The following is an 18,081-nucleotide window of genomic DNA, read 5'->3' as shown; positions in this document are numbered from 1 at the left end:
CCCGTACCAACGAAGGGATCGACATGACTGAAATAGCGGACCGCCCGGCGGGCACAACCACCCATGCAGCGTCCGGCCGGCCGGAGGTCCCAGCGACGGCAGGGCCGTTGCCCGCCGTCGATGTCGCCGCCCTGGATGAGCTGCTGCTGGGCAGGTGGGCCGACGTCCGCCGGCAGGCGCGCGACCTGGCGGCACGCGAGGAGCTGCACAAGGTGGAAGGACTCACGCACACGGAGCACCGTCTTCGCACCTTCGGGCAGCTGAAGCACTTGGTGGACAGCGGCGCCGTCCACCGCGCCTTCCCTGCCAGCTTCGGCGGGTCCGACGACCACGGCGGCAACATTGCCGGCTTTGAGGAACTGGTCACCGCCGACCCGTCGCTGCAGATCAAGGCCGGTGTGCAGTGGGGCCTGTTCGGTTCGGCCGTAATGCACCTCGGCACCGCGGAGCACCACCGGAAGTGGCTGCCGGGCATCATGAACCTGGACATCCCGGGCTGCTTCGCCATGACCGAAACCGGGCACGGATCAGACGTCGCCAGCATCGCCACCACGGCAACCTATGATCCGGACGCGCAGGAGTTCGTGATCCACACGCCGTTCCGTGCCGCCTGGAAGGACTACATCGGCAACGCGGCCATCGACGGGCTCGGCGCCGTGGTGTTCGCCCAGCTGGTGACGCGCGGTGTCACCCACGGCGTACACGCGTTCTATGTGGATTTGCGCGACCCCGCCAGCAAGGCGTTCCTGCCGGGGATCGGCGGCGAGGATGACGGCGTGAAGGGCGGTCTCAACGGCATCGACAACGGCCGGCTGCACTTCGACCATGTCCGCATCCCCCGCACCAACCTGCTCAACCGCTACGGCGACGTGGACGCGGAAGGCAACTACACCTCGCCCATTGCGAGCCCCGGACGGCGGTTCTTCACCATGCTCGGCACGCTGGTGCAGGGCCGCGTGAGCCTGGACGGTGCCGCCGTCGCCGCGTCCAAGCTCGCCCTGAAGACCGCCATCACCTACGCAACCGAACGGCGGCAGTTCAACGCCTCGTCCCCCGTCGAGGAAGAGGTGCTGCTGGACTACCAGCGGCACCAGCGCCGGCTCTTCACCCGGCTGGCCACCACTTACGCCGCGGGCTTCGCGCATGATCAGCTGCTCGAAAAGCTGGACGACGTCTTTTCCGGCGCCCACGATTCCGACGAGGACCGCCAGGACCTGGAAACCTTGGCCGCCGCGCTGAAGCCGCTGAGTACGTGGCATGCTCTGGACACCCTGCAGGAATGCCGGGAAGCCTGCGGCGGAGCCGGGTTCCTGATCGAGAACCGCTTCGCCTCGCTCCGCGCCGACCTGGACGTCTATGTCACGTTCGAGGGCGACAACACCGTCCTGCTGCAGCTCGTGGCCAAGCGGCTGCTGGCCGACTACGCCAAGGAATTCCGCAGCGCCACGTTCGGTGTGCTGGCACGGTATGTGGTCAACCAGGCCGCCGGCACCGCCGTCCACCGGACGGGCCTGCGCCAGGTGGCCCAGTTCGTGGCTGACAACGGCTCCGTCCAGAAGGCGGCCATTGCCCTCCGCGATGAGGAAAGCCAGCGCGCATTGCTCACGGACCGCGTCCAGACGATGGTTGCCGAAGCAGCCGCTGCCCTTAGGGGCGCCAACCGGCTTCCGCAGCGCGAGGCATCCGCGATGTTCAACCAGCACCAGGACGAGCTCATCGATGCCGCCCGGGCGCACGCTGAACTCCTGCAGTGGGAAGCCTTCACCGAGGCGCTGGGCAAAGTCACCGATCCGGGAACCAGGACCGTGCTGACCTGGCTCCGGGATCTATTTGGGCTGTCCCTCATCGAGGACAACCTGTCGTGGTACCTGATGAACGGCAGGCTTTCGATGCAGCGCGCACGGACGGTAGGCGGCTATATCAACCGGCTCCTGGTCAAGCTGCGCCCGCATGCGCTGGACCTTGTGGACGCCTTCGGCTACGGCCCGGCGCACCTCCGCGCCGCCATCGCCACCGGCGCCGAAAAGGTCCGCCAGGACGAGGCTCGGGACTACTACCGCGTCCAGCGCGCCAGCGGAACAGCCCCCGTGCCGGAAAAGTTACTTACACCGCACCGCTAATTAAGCACAACGCCCGACGGCGGGGACCCACCAAAGGAGGTCTCCGCCGTCGGGCGTTCATGGCGTTGTGCTACTTGAGGACTGAACGGTAGACGTCCAGCGTGGTCTGGGTGATCGATTCCCAGGAGAAGTGCTCCTCGGCGCGCTTGCGGCCGGCCTGGCCCATTTCGCGTGCACGGGCCGGGTCGGACACAACCTCGGTCAGGGCCGCGGCGAATTCGGTGACGAACTTCTCCGGATCCAGCGGCGTGCCCGTGCCGTCGGTCACCTGCTCGAGCTCCACCAGCAGGCCGGTCTCGCCGTGGTTGACCACCTCGGGGATGCCGCCGGTTGCACTGGCCACTACGGCAGCGCCACAGGCCATCGCTTCAAGGTTCACGATGCCCAGCGGTTCGTAGATGGAGGGGCAGGCGAACGCTGTGGCGTGGCTCAGCACCTGGATCAGCTCATTGCGGGGAAGCATGCGCTCGATCAGGACCACGCCGCTGCGCTGGCTCTGCAGCTCCTCGATCAGGCGGGCGGTCTCCGCTGCGAGTTCCGGCGTATCCGCGGCGCCGAGGCAGAGGACCAGCTGGACGTCCGCGGGGAGCTTGGCGGCGGCCCGCAGCAGGTACGGGACACCCTTCTGCCGGGTGTTGCGCCCAACGAAAACTACGCTGGGGCGGGCGGGGTCGATGCCCAGGGTGCGGATGACGTCGTCGTTTTCGTCGCGGTTCCACAGGCTGACGTCAATGCCGTTGTGCACCACCTTGACCTTCGCCGGGTCAACCTCGGGGTAGCTGCGCAGGATGTCCTGGCGCATGCCCTCGGACACCGCGATGATCGCGGCGGCCGCTTCATAGGCGGTCTTCTCGACCCACGAGGACAGGGCGTAGCCGCCCCCCAGCTGCTCAGCCTTCCAGGGCCGCAGCGGTTCCAGGCTGTGGGCGCTGAGCACATGCGGGATGCCGTGCAGCAGCGATGCCAGGTGGCCGGCCATGTTGGCGTACCACGTGTGCGAATGCACCAGGTCCGCTCCGGCAACGTCGGGAACGATGCGCAGGTCCACGCCGAGGGTCTGAACGGCGGCGTTCGCCGCACCCAGATCCTCGGGCACCGAGTAGGAGGTCACGGCGGCGCCATGGTAGTCGGCATCCCGGGGCGCGCCAAAAGCGCGCACCTGAAGGTCGACATGCTGGGCCAGGACCCGGCTCAGCTCGGCCACGTGGACTCCCGCGCCCCCATAGATTTCGGGCGGAAACTCTTTAGTCACAATGTCTATTCGCACGTTACCCAAGGTAGTCGTTACGGTTGAACTGTTCTAGTGTGAAGAAAGTCCGGACAAACCGGATTTTTTGGGGAGATACGAAGGCGTACAGGAGCGACCATGCCGTCAACGAAGAAAGTCCTGGCCATTGTCCTCGCGGGGGGCGAGGGAAACCGACTCATGCCGCTGACGGCAGATAGGGCCAAACCTGCTGTGCCATTTGCCGGCAGTTATCGGCTCATCGATTTCGCGCTGTCGAATCTCGTCAACTCCCGGTACCTCCAGATCGTGGTCCTGACGCAGTACAAGTCGCACAGCCTCGACCGCCACATTTCCGAGACGTGGCGAATGTCCACGCAGCTCGGCAATTACGTCGCGTCCGTTCCGGCCCAGCAGCGCGTGGGCAAGAGCTGGTTCCTCGGCAGCGCCAACGCGATCTACCAGTCGCTGAACCTGATCCACGACGCCAACCCCGACATCGTCGTAGTAGTGGGCGCGGACCACGTTTACCGGATGGACTTCTCCCAGATGGTCGAACAGCATGTCAAGAGCGGCGCCAAGGCCACCGTGGCGGCGGTCCGCCAGCCCCTCAACATGGCCGACCAGTTCGGTGTGATCGAGGTGGATCCCGAGGACCCCCAGAAGATCGCCGCATTCGTGGAGAAGCCCGCCTCCACCCCCGGGCTGGCCGCAGACCCCACCCAGTTCCTGGCTTCCATGGGCAACTACGTCTTCGACGCCGACGCCCTGGTGGATGCGCTCCACGTTGACGCCGAGCGGCTGGACACCAAGCACGACATGGGCGGGGACATCATTCCCTACTTCGTCAACCAGGGTCAGGCCGGCGTTTACGACTTCACCCTCAACGATATTCCCGGCTCCACCGAACGGGACCGGACCTATTGGCGTGACGTCGGTACCATCGACTCCTTCTATGACGCCCACATGGACCTGATCTCGCCGCTGCCGGTGTTCAACCTGTACAACTCCGAGTGGCCCATCTACACCCGCCAGAGCATTTCCCCACCCGCCAAGTTCGTCCGCGGCGACAACAACACCGTGGGAACGGCCCTTGATTCAATCGTGGCCAGCGGCGTTGTCATCTCCGGCGGCATCGTGGAAGGTTCTGTGCTGTCCAACGACGTCTATGTCGGCTCTGCCAGCCGCGTCATTGACTCGGTGCTCATGGACAAGGTCACGATCGGCAAGGGCGCCGTCGTGCGCCGGGCCATCATCGACAAGAACGTCAAGGTCCCCGCAGGAGCGGCCATCGGCCTGGACCCGGACCTCGACCGCGCCCGCGGCTTCAAGGTGACGGACTCGGGCATCACGGTGCTCTCCAAACACCAGGTCGTGCCGGAACCGGACGACGCCGAGCGTGCGCTGTCCGCGGCGAACCTGCACCTGGTCCCGAACGCTGTGAAGGCCGCCACCGAGAACTGGCCCGAGATCCGCAGCTCAGCCGAGCACGTGGGCAAAGTGCAGGCCGCCGCCGCTGGTGTGAACTCCCCGCAGCAGGCCGTCCGTTCCTGATCCCTGTTCAAGCAACTCCCTTGAGGCAGGTCTGACCCTCCACAGGCTGTAAAATCAGATCAATGAGCTCCGCCGATCTGACGCCTGAAGAGATTCAGGCCTGCCTCAAGGTTTTGAACACCATCCACGTCTACGACGAGGAGCACCCTGACTACGTCTCGGTGCGCCGCGCCACAGGCAAAATGTTCAAGGCCGTCAAGCGGCACCGCCGCGTCACCAAGCGGGACCTGATCGCCGAAGCGGACCGCGCCGTGCTGGCCCAGACCGCCACCGCTGCTCCGGACCGGATCGACGACGAGACGCGTGGCAACAAACTCGCCACGTCCGCCACGGGGAAGGTCGCCGGCCACCTCATCAGGTCCCGGCCCTGCTACATCTGCAAGCAGCACTACACCCAGGTGGACGCCTTTTACCACCAGCTGTGCCCTGAGTGCGCGGCTTTCAGCCATTCCAAACGCGATGCCCGTACGGACCTCACAGGCCGGCGTGCCCTGCTGACCGGCGGCCGCGCCAAGATCGGCATGTACATCGCCCTGCGGCTGCTCCGCGACGGCGCGCACACCACCATCACCACGCGTTTCCCCAAAGATGCCGCGCGGCGCTTTGCGGCCATGGAGGACAGCGCGGAATGGCTGCACCGGCTGAAGATCGTGGGCATCGACCTGCGCGACCCCTCGCAGGTCATGGCCCTCACCGACAACCTCAATGCCGCCGGGCCGCTGGACATCATCATCAACAACGCCGCCCAGACGGTGCGCCGCTCCGGCAATGCGTACAAGCCGCTGGTGGACGCCGAGGACGAGCCTCTTCCCGCAGCCCTGGAAGCAGCCAACGGTGGTCCGGAACTGGTCACCTTCGGCCATGCGCATGACAAGCACCCGCTCGCGATTGCCAGCAGCGTCACTGAACACCCGGTCCTGGCGGGCGACGCCGTCACGTCCCTTGCCCTGTCCACCGGTTCGGCGTCGCTGGAGCGGATCGCCGCCGGAACGGCCATCGACGCCGGCGGCCTGGTTCCGGACCTTGCCACCATCAACAGCTGGACGCAGGTGGTGGACGAGGTGGATCCGCTGGAGATGCTCGAGGTGCAGCTGTGCAACGTCACCGCGCCCTTCCTGCTGGTCAGCCGGCTGCGGGATGCCATGAAGCGGTCCACTGCGCACCGCAAGTACATCGTCAACGTCTCCGCCATGGAGGGCCAGTTCTCCCGGGCCTACAAGGGACCGGGGCACCCGCACACCAACATGGCCAAAGCGGCCCTGAACATGATGACCCGGACCAGCGCCCAGGAGATGCTGGACTCCGACGGGATCCTCATGACCGCCGTCGATACCGGCTGGATCACCGACGAACGCCCGCACTTCACCAAGGTCCGGCTGATGGAGGAAGGCTTCCACGCGCCGTTGGACCTGGTGGACGGTGCAGCCCGTGTCTACGATCCGATCGTCATGGGCGAAAAGGGCGAAGACCAGTACGGGGTGTTCCTGAAGGACTACAAGTCCAGCCCCTGGTAATCCTCGCGGCTGCTGCCGCCGTTTTGTAGCATGGCTCCATGAACACGGCATCACAGGACGGCGCACCGCAGGACGGAAAGCTCACCTTCGACCAGTGCTGGGACCTGCTTGCCGCTTCGGTGGTGGGCAGGCTCGCCCTCATCGTGGACGGCCGCCCGGAAATATTTCCGGTCAATTTTGTCATCGAGCACCGCAGCATAGTCTTCCGCACCGCCGGCGGCACCAAGCTCTGGCAATCCAGCAAGGAAACGCATGCGGCGTTTGAGATCGACGGCTACGATGCGGACAGCCAGGAGGCCTGGAGCGTCGTGGCACACGGCACCACCACCCTGGTGGATAGCACTACGGAGCAGGCCGCGGCGGACGCATTGGGCCTGGAGCCATGGGAGCCCGGCGACAAATTCCATTACGTCCGCCTGTCACTGCAAGTGCTGACCGGCCGGCGCTTCAGGGTTGCTGCTCCGCACATCTGGTCAACCCGGCTTGAGGACCAGCGCAGGGCGTCCTTCGAGTAGGTAGCGCCTCCCGAAGGCGCCACGCAGTGGCAGGCTGCCCCGACTCTGGCAGGACAGGCGGCTCCGGCGTAGGCTCTGGTGCATGGCAGCTGACCCGTCACCCGGCCCCTCCCCGGAGTCGGTGGAACATCTCGAATCCCGGCAGTGCTGGGACCTGCTGAGGCAGGTTTCGGTGGGCCGCCTCGCCGTGTGGGTGGACGACCATCCGGATATTTTCCCGCTCAACTACACGGTTGACCACGGAACGCTGGTGTTCCGGACAGGCACGGGAACCAAGCTGGGCGGCGCGCTGGGCGAAGCGCCGGTGGCGCTGGAGGCCGACGGCGTGGATGCGGTTTCCGGGATGGCGTGGAGTGTGGTGGTCAAAGGCAAGGCGGCACCGGTCACGGGGATCGAGGAAGTGCTCGATTCCGCCTCGCTCTACCTCTTCCCGTGGCAGGCGGGACAGAAGGACCACTTCATCCGCATCACGCCCGACTCGGTCACCGGCCGTCGTTTCAAGGTCACACCGCCGCTCACCTGGTGGACCCAGCTGAGCGGCGCGGTGAAGTCCTCGGCCGAGTGACTCTCGAGTAGAGCGCCGCGCAGGCCCAGACAGTGCGCCTAGGCCAGGCGGGTGATCTCCACGCTGACGCTCAGGTTTGAGCCGCCGCCGCCGGACAGGATGCCCTTCAGCGGAGGCACGTCCCGGTAGTCGCGGCCGCGGGCCACCGTCACGTGGAAGTCGCCGGCTGGCTTGTGGTTCGTGGGGTCCCAGCTGCGCCATTCGCCGTCCCACCATTCCAGCCACGCATGGGACTGGCCGGCCACCGTCTCGCCGATGTCCGCCGTCGACCGCGGGTGCAGGTACCCGGAGACGTACCGGGCCGGGATGCCGCAGCTGCGCAGGGCACCGATGGCGAGGTGGGCCAGGTCCTGGCACACGCCCTGGCGCTGCGTCCAGGCCTCCTCGGCGTTGGTGGTGACGCCGGTGGTGCCTTTCATATAGGTCATCTCGCCGCGCATCCAGGCGAAGATGGCAAGGGCTGCCTCATGCGGGTTCTTGCCCTCGACCACACCCGGAATGATGGCCAGGACTTCCTCCCCCGGTCCAGTCAGCTGGGACTGCGGCGCCCAGTCGCTGAACTGGTTGAGTGTCTCCGGGGAGGCGAGGTCGTCCCAGCCCACGATGTCTGCCTCGGACGGTACACGCACCGCCCGGTGGACCTCAACGGTGGTGGTGGCCAGGACTTCCAGGTGCTCGTGCGGCATCTGCATGTCGAACGCGGTGACCCGGGTACCCCAGTAGTCGCGGTAGCTGCTGATCGCTGCCTGCGACGGCGTGACCTTCATGGAGGACTCCAGCACCACCTGCTGGGGGTCGGTCAGCGGGGTCATCCGGGCCTCGTTGTAGGACAGGGTGACGCGCCGCTTGTACTTGTAGCCTGTCCTGTGGACGATGCTCAGCCGGGTCATGAAACTTCTCCCACCCAGGCCAGTTCATCTGCCTGATTGAAGTACTTACGGGAAATGGCGTCCGACGCCTGCGCGACTGCCTTCTGGACGCGCTCCATGTGCTCCGGAAGCTCGGACATGAGGTCATCCGTGCGGTGGAACTCCAGGAACGTGCGGGCCTGGCCCACGATCCGGCGGGCGTCGTTGATGAAGCCGACGCGCTGGGCCGAGGGGTCCAGCTTGGCCAGGCATTCGTCGGCGTCACTGAGGGCGTAAACGATGGACCGCGGAAACAGCCGGTCCAGCAGGAGGAACTCGGCCGCATGCTGGTCGCCGAAGGCCGCGCGGCGGGTCCGCAGGAACGATTCGTAGGCGCCGGCGCAGCGGAGCATGTTCACCCAGGACATGCCTGCGGAGAGGACGTCACGGGTGGAGAGCATCCGGGCGGTCATGTCGGCCCGCTCCAGCGAACGGCCGAGCGCCAGGAAGAGCCAGCTGTCGTCGTGGCTGACGGTGGTGTCGGCCAGGCCGCTGACCATGGCGGTGCGCTCGAGCACCCAGTGGCAGAAGCGGTAGGTGCCCACCACGTCCTTGCGGTGCTGGTTCAGCCCGTAGTAGGTGGTGTTCAGGCTCTCCCAGAGGCCGGAGGAGACCGTCTCGCGGGCGCGCCTGGCGTTCTCGCGGGCGGCACCGAGGGACCCGGCAATCGAGGTGGCGCTGTGCTTGTCGTAGGCGAGGGCGTGGAGCAGTTCCTCCAGCCCGAAGTCCTCACTTTGCGGGCGCGCCCCCATGACCCCGAGCAGCTCACGGGCAACGCTGCGCCGCTCCTCGGTGGGCAGGTGGTTCAGGCGCTCGAGGTGGACGTCGAGGATGCGGGCCGTGCCATCGGCCCGTTCAACGTAGCGGCCGATCCAGAACAGGGACTCGGCAATTCGGCTAAGCATTCGCGGTTACCTCCTGCGCGTCAGAAATCTGCTGCTGCTGCTGTTCCGACTGCCTGTCTCGCCAGTTGCTCTCGACGGGCCACACGGAAACCCGCTCGCGCACGGTGATCGACTGCTGCGGCAGCCGTTCCACCGGCACCTGCGGCGAACCGGCCAGCACCCAGGTGTCCTTCGACCCGCCGCCCTGGCTGGAATTCACGATCAGCGACCCCTCCTTCAGGGCCACGCGGGTGAGCCCGCCGGGCAGCACCCAGACGTCGTCGCCGTCGTTGACCGCGAACGGCCGGAGGTCCACGTGCCGGGGGCCGAACTTGTCGCCGCTGAGTGTGGGCACGGTGGACAGCTGCAGCACCGGCTGCGCGATCCAGCCGCGCGGGTCGGCGATGACGCGCTTGCGCAGCGCATCGAGCTCTTCTTTGGACGCGTCCGGCCCGATGACCAGGCCCTTGCCGCCGGAGCCGTCAACCGGCTTGACCACGAGTTCGTGGAGGCGGTCCAGGACGTGCTCGCGGGCTTCCTTCTCCTCCAGCCGGAAGGTGTCCACGTTGGCGATCACCGGTTCCTCGCCGAGGTAGTAGCGGATCAGGTCCGGCACGTAGCTGTAGACGAGCTTGTCGTCCGCCACGCCGTTGCCCACCGCGTTGGCGATGGTGACGCCGCCGGCGCGGGCTGCGTTGACGAGGCCAGGGCAGCCGAGCATGGAGTCGGAGCGGAACTGCAGGGGGTCGAGGAAGTCGTCGTCGATGCGCTTGTAGATGACGTCCACGCGCTGTTCGCCGGCGGTGGTGCGCATGTACACCCGGTTGCCGCGGCAGATGAGGTCGCGCCCTTCCACGAGCTCCACGCCCATCAGTCCTGCCAGGAGGGTGTGCTCGAAGTACGCGCTGTTGAAGACGCCGGGGGTCAGCACAACAACCGTGGGGTCGTCCACGCCCGACGGCGCCGTCTTGCGGAGCGCCGAAAGCAGCCGGCGCGGGTATTCCTCCACCGGGCGGATGAGCTGCTGGCCGAAGGCCTCCGGCAGGCCCTTTGCCATGGCCCGCCGGTTCTCCAGCACGTAGCTCACGCCCGAGGGCACGCGGACGTTGTCCTCCAGGACCCGGAAGGTTCCGGCGGCGTCGCGCACCACGTCGATGCCGGAGATGTGCACCCGCACGCCGCCGGCCGGTTCGAAGCCGTGCACGGCGCGGTGGAAGTGCGCGCTGGTGGTGACCAGCTGCCGCGGGATCACGCCGTCGGACACCACTGTCATCTTGTCGTAGACGTCGTTCAGGAACGCCTCGAGGGCGCGCACGCGCTGGGCGACGCCGCGCTCCAGCACGTCCCATTCGTCGGCGGGGATGACTCGCGGCACGATGTCCAGCGGAAACGGGCGCTCCTCCCCCGCGAAGTCAAAGGTCACACCGCGGTCCAGGAACGTCCTCGCCATCGAGTCCGCCCGCGCGCTGACGTCTGCCAGGGACAGCTCCCGCAGGGCACCCGCAACCTGGCCATACGACTGGCGTGCCTTCTGCCCGGGGGCAAACATCTCGTCGTAGGCGCCGGTGCGGCCGGCAGCCTCGGAGTAATCCTGGAATAGGTCAGACATGGTCATTAGCCAACCACCTTTTTGTTGCGAATTCATTTCCCGTCCCGCCCTGGCGTGTTGGCGGGCTTCCGGTTGGTCTTTGGCGGCGGCGTCCGGCAAGGTTGGGAGGTGCCAGACTTCCGACTTCCGCCGCCGCTGCTGTCGCAGTTGCGCGGGATGACGCATCAAAACTTTACCCGGATTCTGCCCGGCCTGCTGACCGCCGTCGTTGCCTTGGCCTTCGCATTCGCAATACACGCCGCCGTGCCTGCGCTACCGGCCATGACCCTTGCCGTGGTGCTTGGCCTGTTGGCAGCCAACCTTCCCGGCACGGCCGTGTGGACGGCCGGCCGGGCCCGCCCGGGGCTGGACTTCGCCGGCAAGCACCTGATGCGCGGCGGCATCGTGCTTCTGGGACTGAAGGTGAGCCTTTCGGACGTGTTAGGCCTCGGCTGGCTGGCCCTCCTGCTCATCACTGCGGTGGTGGTGGCCAGCTTCGCGGGAACCTATGGGATTTCCCGCCTGTTTCGGCTTCCGGCCGACACTGCGCTGCTGATCGCTACCGGGTTTTCCATCTGCGGCGCATCGGCGATCGGTGCGATGGCCGCCGTACGGCGCATTAGCCACCGGGACACGGTCCTGCCCGTGGCGCTGGTGACGCTGTGCGGGACGCTGGCCATCGGCGTGCTCCCGCTGCTGGTCCATCCGCTGCAGCTGAGCGCCGACGCCTTCGGGGCGTGGACCGGAGCCTCGGTCCACGACGTCGGGCAGGTGGTGGCCACGGCGCAAACCGCGGGTCCGGCGGCACTGGCCCTCGCCGTCGTCGTCAAACTCACCCGGGTGATCCTCCTGGCGCCGGTGGTGGCCATGGCCGGTGCAGAGCAGCGGATCCGGCACCGCCGGGAGGCAGGCGGCCGGGCCGGCGGCACCGCCGCGGGCAAGCCTCCGCTTGTCCCGCTGTTCGTCGTCGGGTTCATCGTGATGGTGGCGCTCCGCTCCAGCGGCTGGCTCTCCAGCGGCTGGCTGGAAGCAGCGGCCGGCCTCCAGGACGTGCTGCTCGGCGCTGCCCTGTTTGGCCTCGGCTCGGCGGTGCGGATCCGCACCCTGATGCACACCGGGGCCCGCGCCGTGCTGGCCGCCTTCGCCGCATGGCTGCTGATCGCGGTCCTGGGCCTGGCCGCCGCGCTGCTCATGGTGCAGTAGCTGGTCTTGGTGCAGTACCTGATCTTGGTGCATTAGCCCCCATGATTCAATAGCTTGGTGTCGAACCAGAACCTCCAGCGCAACGAAGCGGCAGAGCGGTCCGCCCTGATCACCACCCACAGCTACGACGTCGCGCTCGACGTCCGCAGAGCACCGGATCCGGACACGGCCGGCTACACCAGCCGCAGCACCATCGCCTTCTCGGCAGAGAAGCCGGGAGCATCCACCTTCCTGGACTTCATCGCCGGCGACGTGCACAGCGTGGTCCTCAACGGCGTCGAGCTGCCGGTCCCCGACGTGGTGGACGGGGCACGGATCCGGCTGGACAACCTGCAGGCCGAGAACAGGGTGACTGTCACCGGAACCGCGCTGTACAGCAGCTCGGGCGAGGGCATGCACCGGTTCTTTGACCCCGCCGACGGCCAGTGCTACCTCTACACCCAGTACGAACCGGCCGATGCCCGCCGGGTCTTCGCGAACTTCGAACAGCCCGACCTCAAGGCCCGGTTCACCTTCTCCGTCACCGCCCCGGTGGGCTGGGAGGTGGCCTCCAACGGCGCCGAGGCGGCGCGCCTGCCCCTGGCGGACGATGCCGCCGCGGCCCGCTGGGACTTCGTGCCCACCCTGCCCATGTCCACCTACATCACCTCGGTGGTGGCCGGCCCTTACTTCAAAGCCGAGGACCACTGGAGCAGGACGGACGACGGCGGGGCCCGCCTTGACGTGCCGCTGGCACTGTACTGCCGGGCCTCCTTGGCGCCCTCGTTCGACGCCGCCGAGCTGTTCAGGCTCACCAAGAACGGCTTGGACTTCTTCAACCAGCTGTTTGACTACCCCTACCCGTGGGGCAAGTACGACCAGGCCTTCGTCCCCGAATACAACCTCGGCGCCATGGAAAATCCCGGGCTGGTCACCTTCACGGAAAACTACGTGTTCACCTCACGGGCCGCCGATTCCCAGTACCAGGGCCGCGCCAACACCCTGCTGCACGAGATGGCCCACATGTGGTTCGGCGACCTCGTGACCATGCAGTGGTGGGACGACCTCTGGCTCAAGGAATCATTCGCGGACTACATGGGCACCCTCGGCGTGGACCGCGCCACGGACTGGGACACCGCCTGGGTCAACTTCGCGAACAACCGCAAGGCCTGGGCCTACGTCCAGGACCAGCTGCCCACCACGCACCCGATCGTGGCCGACATCCCGGACCTCGAGGCGGCCAAGCAGAACTTCGACGGCATCACGTACGCGAAGGGCGCCTCCGTCCTGAAGCAGCTGGTGGCCTACGTCGGCTTCGACGCCTTCGTTGAGGGGTCCCGGAAGTACTTCAGGGACCACGAGTACGGGAACACCACGCTGGCCGACCTGCTCGGTGCCCTGGCCGTTTCCTCCGGCCGGGACCTCACCACGTGGGCCCGGCAGTGGCTTCAGACCTCGGGCATTTCCACGCTGAGCGCCGAGCTGGAGACGAGTGTAGCGCCGGACGGAACTGAGACCCTGGAGCGGATCACGCTGCTGCAGGACGCGCCCGATCCCGTCACCGGCCGGCAGGAGCCGCGCCCTCACCGGCTTCGCATCGGGCTCTACAACTTCGATGCCGCCGGCAGGCTGGTCCGGACTGACTCCGTGGAGACCGACCTGGCTGGCGCGGCCGAGCAAGTCAGCGCCCTGTCCGGGAAGCGCCGCCCGGCCCTGCTCCTGATCAATGACGAGGACCTGAGCTATGCCAAGGTGCGGCTGGATCCGGTCTCGGAGGCCGCCGTCCGTTCCTCCCTGGACCGGATCAGCGACCCCATGGCCCGTGCCCTGTGCTGGTCCGCGCTGTGGAATTCGGCCCGGGACGCCATTACACCTGCCTCGCAGTACGTGGACGCCGTCCTCCGCTTCGCTGCCGCCGAGTCCGGGATCGGCGTCCTGCTGAACATCCTGGGCAACGCCACAATGGCCCTTGAACAGTACGTTCCGGCCACTGACCGTGACGCACTGCGCAAGTCCTTTGCCGAGGGCGCGGCACGGGAGCTGCGCGCGGCGGAGCCGGGTTCCGACCGGCAGCTTGCCTGGGCCAGGACACTTGCCACGGTCAGCCGCACAGACGGCAGCCAGGCCGGACTCCTGCTCGGGCTGCTGGACGGCAGTGAGCGGGTGCCTGGACTGTCCGTGGACGCGGAGCTCCGCTGGAGCCTGTGGCACGCCCTGGCGGCCCGTGGCCTGGCCACGGAGCAGGAGCTCGGCGCCGAGCTGGCCAGGGACACGACGGCGTCCGGGCGGGCAGGGCACGCTACGGCGCTGGCAGCCCGGCCTGAGGCGGCGGTCAAGGCCGCGGCCTGGGAGGCAGCGGTCCGCGGGACGGCGCTCTCCAACCAGCTGCTGAGCGCTACCATTGCCGGGTTCAACACCGCCTCCGAGGAACTCCTGGACCCGTTTGTGGAGCCCTACTTCGAGTGCCTGGAAACGGTGTGGGCGGAGCGGAGCATCGAAATCGCAAGCCGGATCGTCCGCGGTCTCTACCCGGCCGTCCAGGACCTGGATTCGGCCGGGGCACCGGAGGACCATCCGGTGGTGGCACGCACCGACCGCTGGCTTTCAGAGCACCAGGACGCCCCGCGTGCCCTGCGCCGGATCATCATCGAGCAGCGGAGCCACCTGCACCGTGCGCTATCCGCGCAGGCACTGTCGGTGAAAACCCCATCGAGTGCTCCCTAGATGCCCTAATAACCCCTGAAAGGGCACTTACGGAGCAGCGGGTGGGCGTGTCTAGGCTTGTCAGGGGACCCGGTGCAGCCAGGCGTCCGTGCCAAACTTTGACGCGACACGCCCACGGGCGGTTTCCAGCTCCTGCTCCGTGATCTCCGACGGCGTGGCCCCGTAGCGCTCGGCGAACACCTCCATCATGGCCGCCACGATCTCCGCCCGGGCCAGGCCGGTCTGGCGGCGCAGCGGGTCCACGCGTTTCTTGGCGCTGGTGGTTCCCTTGTCCGAGAGCTTTTCCTTGCCGATCCGGAGCACGTCCACCATCTTGTCGGCGTCAATGTCGTAACTCATGGTCACGTGGTGGAGCATGCCGCCGTTGGCGAGCCGCTTCTGCGCCGCCCCGCCGATCTTGCCCTGGCCGGTGGCTATGTCGTTGAGCGGAACGTAGAAGGCGTCAATGCCGAGCTTTTTCAGCGCGGCCATGACCCAGCCGTCGAGGAACGCGTAGGAGTCGGCGAAGCTGATACCGTCCACGAGCGTCTGCGGCAGGTAGAGCGAGTAGGTGATGCAGTTGCCCGCCTCCATGAACATCGCTCCCCCGCCGCTGATGCGGCGGACCACCGTGATGCCGTGCCGGGCCACGCCGTCGGGATGCACCTCATTGCGGTAGGACTGGAAGCTGCCGATCACCACCGACGGTTCCTCCCAGTCCCAGAAACGTATGGTGGGGTTGCGGCGCCCGGCGCCAACCTCCTCGGTCAGCACCTCGTCCAGCGCCACGTTCAGGTGCGTGGGCAGCACGCTGGGCGCGATGATGTTCCAGTGGTGGTCCGTCCACGCGGTAGCCTTGGCCAACGCCCTGCGAACGGCGATGGCGACAGCGTCGGCGGAGAACCCGAACAGCACGGCGTCCTCCGGGAGGGAGGCCTCCACGGCGGAAGCGATGTCAGCCGCCGTCGAACTTTCCGGCAGTCCCCCCACGGCGGCGTTGATAGCCAGCAGGGCCTCATCCGGTTCGAGGAAGAAGTCGCCGCTCAAGGAGACATCCGCCAAGGCGCCGTCCACGACGTCGAGGTCCACTACTACGAGCTTGCCGCCTGGGACCTTGTACTCACCGTGCAGCCCGGGGGCCGACTCTCCCGCTGCAGGTCTTGGCATGGCACTCATGCCTTCCATCCTGCCCCACAAACGCGAAAAGCCCGCACCGTTGCCGGTGCGGGCTTTCCAAAGAACCTTGGGGAGAAGTGAATTACTTCTTGCCGCCGAAGCCCTTGAAGCGAGCGTTGAAGCGCTCGACGCGGCCAGCGGAGTCCATGATGCGCTGCTTGCCCGTGTAGAACGGGTGGGACTCGGAGGAGATTTCGACGTCGATGACCGGGTAGGTGTTGCCGTCTTCCCACTCGATGGTCTTCGAGGAAGACACGGTGGAGCGGGTCAGGAACTTCGTGCCGGAGGCCAGGTCGTTGAAAACAACAGCTTCGTACTTCGGGTGAGTGTTCGACTTCATAATGGGGCCTTTGTTCACGCAACTGGATTTTGCCAGCTGCCAGGTATGAATGGGATGGCTTCCGCCGCGATCCGGTCAGCCACAAGGCCAACGAAAAACACAGGGGAACCAGCTATCAATCATAGCCGATGCCGAAGGTGCTCACGAACCGCCGTTCCGGCGAGTTTAGGCCCGCGGCCGCAGCTCCCAGAATGCGACGGCGGACGCCGCCGCAACGTTGAGTGAGTCAACGCCAGCGCGCATCGGGATCTTGACGGCGAGGTCGACGGCGGCGAGCGTGTCCGCGCTCATGCCGGCACCTTCCGTACCCAGCACCAGGGCGAGCCGGTCCGGGTTTCTGGCAGCCAGCTCGTCCAGGTCGACGGCGTCGTCGGTGAGCTCCATCGCCGCCACCGTGAAGCCCTGTTCCTTGAGGAGCGTCAGGTCCTGCGGCCAGCTGTCCAGCCTGGCCCAGGGCACCTGGAAGACGGTGCCCATGCTGACGCGGACGCTGCGGCGGTACAGCGGGTCGCCGCAGCGGGGCGAGACCAGGACGGCGTCGACGTCCAGCGCCGCCGCCGACCGGAAGATGGCCCCCACGTTGGTGTGGTCCACGATGTCCTCAAGCACCGCCACGCGCCGGGCGCCGGCCAACAGTTCCGCCAGCGGGACCGGCGCCGGACGGTGCATGGCCGCCATGGCTCCGCGGTGCAGGTGGAACCCGGTAATTTCCTCCAGAAGGGCGGCGCTGCCGATATAGGCCGGAACATCGGGGTACTGCTCGAAGATGTCCGCGAGGTCCGGAAGCCATTTCTCCGCGAGGAAGAAGGACCGCGGCCGGTGCCCCGCGGAGAGGGCGCGCCGCAGGACACGGGAGGATTCGGCGATGTACATGCCCTCGGCGGGTTCGCGGAGTTTCCGCAGGTGGACATCCGTCAGCTGGGTGTAGTCGGCAACGCGGGGATCCGCGGCCGACTCGAGATAGTGGAAAGTCACCGGGCGGTCATTTCGAGAATCACTTGCATTCCATTAATTATTTGAGCAGGTTCGCAACGAGGAAGCCGAGCGCCACCAGGCCGAGGGCAAAGATGACGCCGCGCAGTACAGGCGGCGACAGCCGGCGGCCCACCTTGGCGCCAAGGAGGCCGCCGATCAGGGAGCTGACGGCGATGATGGCCACCACTGCCCAGTTGATCCGGTCGAAGGCAAACAGCAGATAGGAGGCGGCCGCGATCAGGTTCACGCCCAGCACCAGGACGTTTTTCATGGCGTTGGCGTTCTGGATGGTGCCTGTCATGAACACGCCGAGGATGCCCACCAGTAGGATTCCCTGTGCCGCGACGAAGTAGCCGCCGTACACTCCGGCGAGGAATACAAGAACCACCAGCAAAATGCCGTGGTGTTTGTCGCGGAGGGCGTGCTCGGGGTTTTCCTCACGGTTCCGCACCCACCGTTGAAGCCTGGGCTGGAACACCACCATCAGCAGGGCCAGGACAATGAGAACCGGCGCCGCGTAGTGGAAGACTTTCTCCGGTAAATGAAGCAGGAGCCAGGCTCCGGTGATGCCGCCCAGCAGGGAAGCCGGGAGCAGCCGCAGGAGCTGACGGCCGCGGCCCTTGAGCTCGCGGCGGTAACCCCACGCGCCCGCCGCCCCTCCGGCGACGAGGCCCATGGCGTTGCTCATGGAGGCCGTCACCGGTGCTATGCCCAGGGCGATCAGGACCGGGAAGGTGACAAGGGTTCCGGACCCGACAACGCTGTTGATGGTGCCGGCCCAGAGGCCGGCGAAGAACACAAGGATGCCGCTGAAAAACTCCACGCTGTGCCG

General features: G+C 66.9%; 15 protein-coding genes. 7 read left to right on the top strand and 8 right to left on the bottom strand.

Annotated elements, in window-relative coordinates; genetic code table 11:
- Positions 1 to 23 precede the first annotated feature (23 nt).
- The gene (locus DBZ45_RS15570; RefSeq protein WP_111904786.1) at positions 24 to 2,120 is read left to right on the top strand and encodes an acyl-CoA dehydrogenase family protein; all 2,097 of its coding nucleotides are present in this window, start codon (positions 24 to 26) and stop codon (positions 2,118 to 2,120) included.
- Positions 2,121 to 2,190: 70 nt separating this feature from the next.
- Here DBZ45_RS15570 and glgA read toward each other — a convergent pair whose 3' ends face one another.
- Entirely contained in the window at positions 2,191 to 3,387 is a 1,197-nt protein-coding gene (gene glgA / locus DBZ45_RS15565; protein WP_111904785.1) for a glycogen synthase, read from the bottom strand.
- Positions 3,388 to 3,486: 99 nt separating this feature from the next.
- Between glgA and glgC the strand changes: the two genes are divergently transcribed.
- The 4 genes from glgC to DBZ45_RS15545 all read left to right on the top strand — a co-directional run bounded on the left by glgC (position 3,487) and on the right by DBZ45_RS15545 (position 7,493).
- Entirely contained in the window at positions 3,487 to 4,899 is a 1,413-nt protein-coding gene (glgC, locus tag DBZ45_RS15560) for a glucose-1-phosphate adenylyltransferase (protein WP_111904784.1), read from the top strand.
- A 62-nt stretch (positions 4,900 to 4,961) separates the two neighbouring features.
- Entirely contained in the window at positions 4,962 to 6,413 is a 1,452-nt protein-coding gene (locus DBZ45_RS15555; RefSeq protein WP_111904783.1) for an SDR family NAD(P)-dependent oxidoreductase, read from the top strand.
- Between the two features lie 38 nt (positions 6,414 to 6,451).
- Entirely contained in the window at positions 6,452 to 6,928 is a 477-nt protein-coding gene (locus tag DBZ45_RS15550; RefSeq protein WP_111904782.1) for a pyridoxamine 5'-phosphate oxidase family protein, read from the top strand.
- An 82-nt stretch (positions 6,929 to 7,010) separates the two neighbouring features.
- A complete protein-coding gene (locus DBZ45_RS15545; RefSeq protein ID WP_111904781.1) occupies positions 7,011 to 7,493 on the top strand; it encodes a pyridoxamine 5'-phosphate oxidase family protein in 483 nt (160 codons plus the stop codon).
- Positions 7,494 to 7,531: 38 nt separating this feature from the next.
- Here the strand turns inward: DBZ45_RS15545 and DBZ45_RS15540 are convergent, their stop codons facing one another.
- From DBZ45_RS15540 to DBZ45_RS15530, 3 genes are read right to left on the bottom strand one after another with little or no spacing between them, the layout of a single operon-like run.
- Positions 7,532 to 8,383, bottom strand: coding sequence for a transglutaminase family protein (locus DBZ45_RS15540; RefSeq protein WP_111904780.1), 852 nt, complete (start codon positions 8,381 to 8,383; stop codon positions 7,532 to 7,534).
- Positions 8,380 to 9,306: an alpha-E domain-containing protein gene (locus tag DBZ45_RS15535; RefSeq protein ID WP_111904779.1), complete on the bottom strand. Its 927-nt coding sequence runs from the start codon at positions 9,304 to 9,306 to the stop codon at positions 8,380 to 8,382. Before DBZ45_RS15535 ends, DBZ45_RS15540 begins: the two co-directional genes overlap by 4 nt.
- On the bottom strand, positions 9,299 to 10,894 hold the full coding sequence (locus DBZ45_RS15530) for a circularly permuted type 2 ATP-grasp protein (RefSeq protein ID WP_111904845.1): 1,596 nt from the start codon (positions 10,892 to 10,894) through the stop codon (positions 9,299 to 9,301). Before DBZ45_RS15530 ends, DBZ45_RS15535 begins: the two co-directional genes overlap by 8 nt.
- A gap of 156 nt (positions 10,895 to 11,050) precedes the next feature.
- Between DBZ45_RS15530 and DBZ45_RS15525 the strand changes: the two genes are divergently transcribed.
- Positions 11,051 to 12,076, top strand: coding sequence for a YeiH family protein (locus tag DBZ45_RS15525; RefSeq protein ID WP_111904844.1), 1,026 nt, complete (start codon positions 11,051 to 11,053; stop codon positions 12,074 to 12,076).
- Positions 12,077 to 12,133: 57 nt separating this feature from the next.
- On the top strand, positions 12,134 to 14,779 hold the full coding sequence (pepN, locus tag DBZ45_RS15520; RefSeq protein WP_111904843.1) for an aminopeptidase N: 2,646 nt from the start codon (positions 12,134 to 12,136) through the stop codon (positions 14,777 to 14,779).
- A 60-nt stretch (positions 14,780 to 14,839) separates the two neighbouring features.
- Here the strand turns inward: pepN and DBZ45_RS15515 are convergent, their stop codons facing one another.
- The 4 genes from DBZ45_RS15515 to DBZ45_RS15500 form a co-directional block, all read right to left on the bottom strand.
- The gene (locus DBZ45_RS15515; protein WP_111904778.1) at positions 14,840 to 15,934 is read right to left on the bottom strand and encodes a lipoate--protein ligase family protein; all 1,095 of its coding nucleotides are present in this window, start codon (positions 15,932 to 15,934) and stop codon (positions 14,840 to 14,842) included.
- A gap of 82 nt (positions 15,935 to 16,016) precedes the next feature.
- Positions 16,017 to 16,274 (bottom strand): type B 50S ribosomal protein L31, encoded by a 258-nt coding sequence (locus tag DBZ45_RS15510; RefSeq protein WP_102973586.1) that lies wholly within the window; start codon positions 16,272 to 16,274, stop codon positions 16,017 to 16,019.
- 165 nt (positions 16,275 to 16,439) lie between these two features.
- A complete protein-coding gene (locus tag DBZ45_RS15505; protein WP_111904777.1) occupies positions 16,440 to 17,249 on the bottom strand; it encodes a TrmH family RNA methyltransferase in 810 nt (269 codons plus the stop codon).
- 37 nt (positions 17,250 to 17,286) lie between these two features.
- Entirely contained in the window at positions 17,287 to 18,072 is a 786-nt protein-coding gene (locus DBZ45_RS15500) for a sulfite exporter TauE/SafE family protein (protein WP_111904776.1), read from the bottom strand.
- Positions 18,073 to 18,081: the final 9 nt, after the last annotated feature.

The sequence above is a fragment of the Arthrobacter globiformis genome (assembly GCF_003261175.1).
Taxonomy (GTDB): Bacteria; Actinomycetota; Actinomycetes; order Actinomycetales; family Micrococcaceae; genus Arthrobacter; species Arthrobacter globiformis_A.
This window is presented reverse-complemented; position numbering and strand designations above follow the sequence as displayed.

Bases quoted from the DNA above. Each gene is read 5' to 3' on its own strand.
- DBZ45_RS15570 (WP_111904786.1), top strand. From the start codon at position 24: ATGACTGAAATAGCGGACCGCCCGGCGGGCACAACCACCCATGCAGCG.
- glgC (WP_111904784.1), top strand. From the start codon at position 3,487: ATGCCGTCAACGAAGAAAGTCCTGGCCATTGTCCTCGCGGGGGGCGAG.
- DBZ45_RS15555 (WP_111904783.1), top strand. From the start codon at position 4,962: ATGAGCTCCGCCGATCTGACGCCTGAAGAGATTCAGGCCTGCCTCAAG.
- DBZ45_RS15550 (WP_111904782.1), top strand. From the start codon at position 6,452: ATGAACACGGCATCACAGGACGGCGCACCGCAGGACGGAAAGCTCACC.
- DBZ45_RS15545 (WP_111904781.1), top strand. From the start codon at position 7,011: ATGGCAGCTGACCCGTCACCCGGCCCCTCCCCGGAGTCGGTGGAACAT.
- DBZ45_RS15540 (WP_111904780.1), bottom strand. From the start codon at position 8,383: ATGACCCGGCTGAGCATCGTCCACAGGACAGGCTACAAGTACAAGCGG.
- DBZ45_RS15535 (WP_111904779.1), bottom strand. From the start codon at position 9,306: ATGCTTAGCCGAATTGCCGAGTCCCTGTTCTGGATCGGCCGCTACGTT.
- DBZ45_RS15530 (WP_111904845.1), bottom strand. From the start codon at position 10,894: ATGTCTGACCTATTCCAGGATTACTCCGAGGCTGCCGGCCGCACCGGC.
- DBZ45_RS15525 (WP_111904844.1), top strand. From the start codon at position 11,051: ATGACGCATCAAAACTTTACCCGGATTCTGCCCGGCCTGCTGACCGCC.
- DBZ45_RS15515 (WP_111904778.1), bottom strand. From the start codon at position 15,934: ATGAGTGCCATGCCAAGACCTGCAGCGGGAGAGTCGGCCCCCGGGCTG.
- DBZ45_RS15510 (WP_102973586.1), bottom strand. From the start codon at position 16,274: ATGAAGTCGAACACTCACCCGAAGTACGAAGCTGTTGTTTTCAACGAC.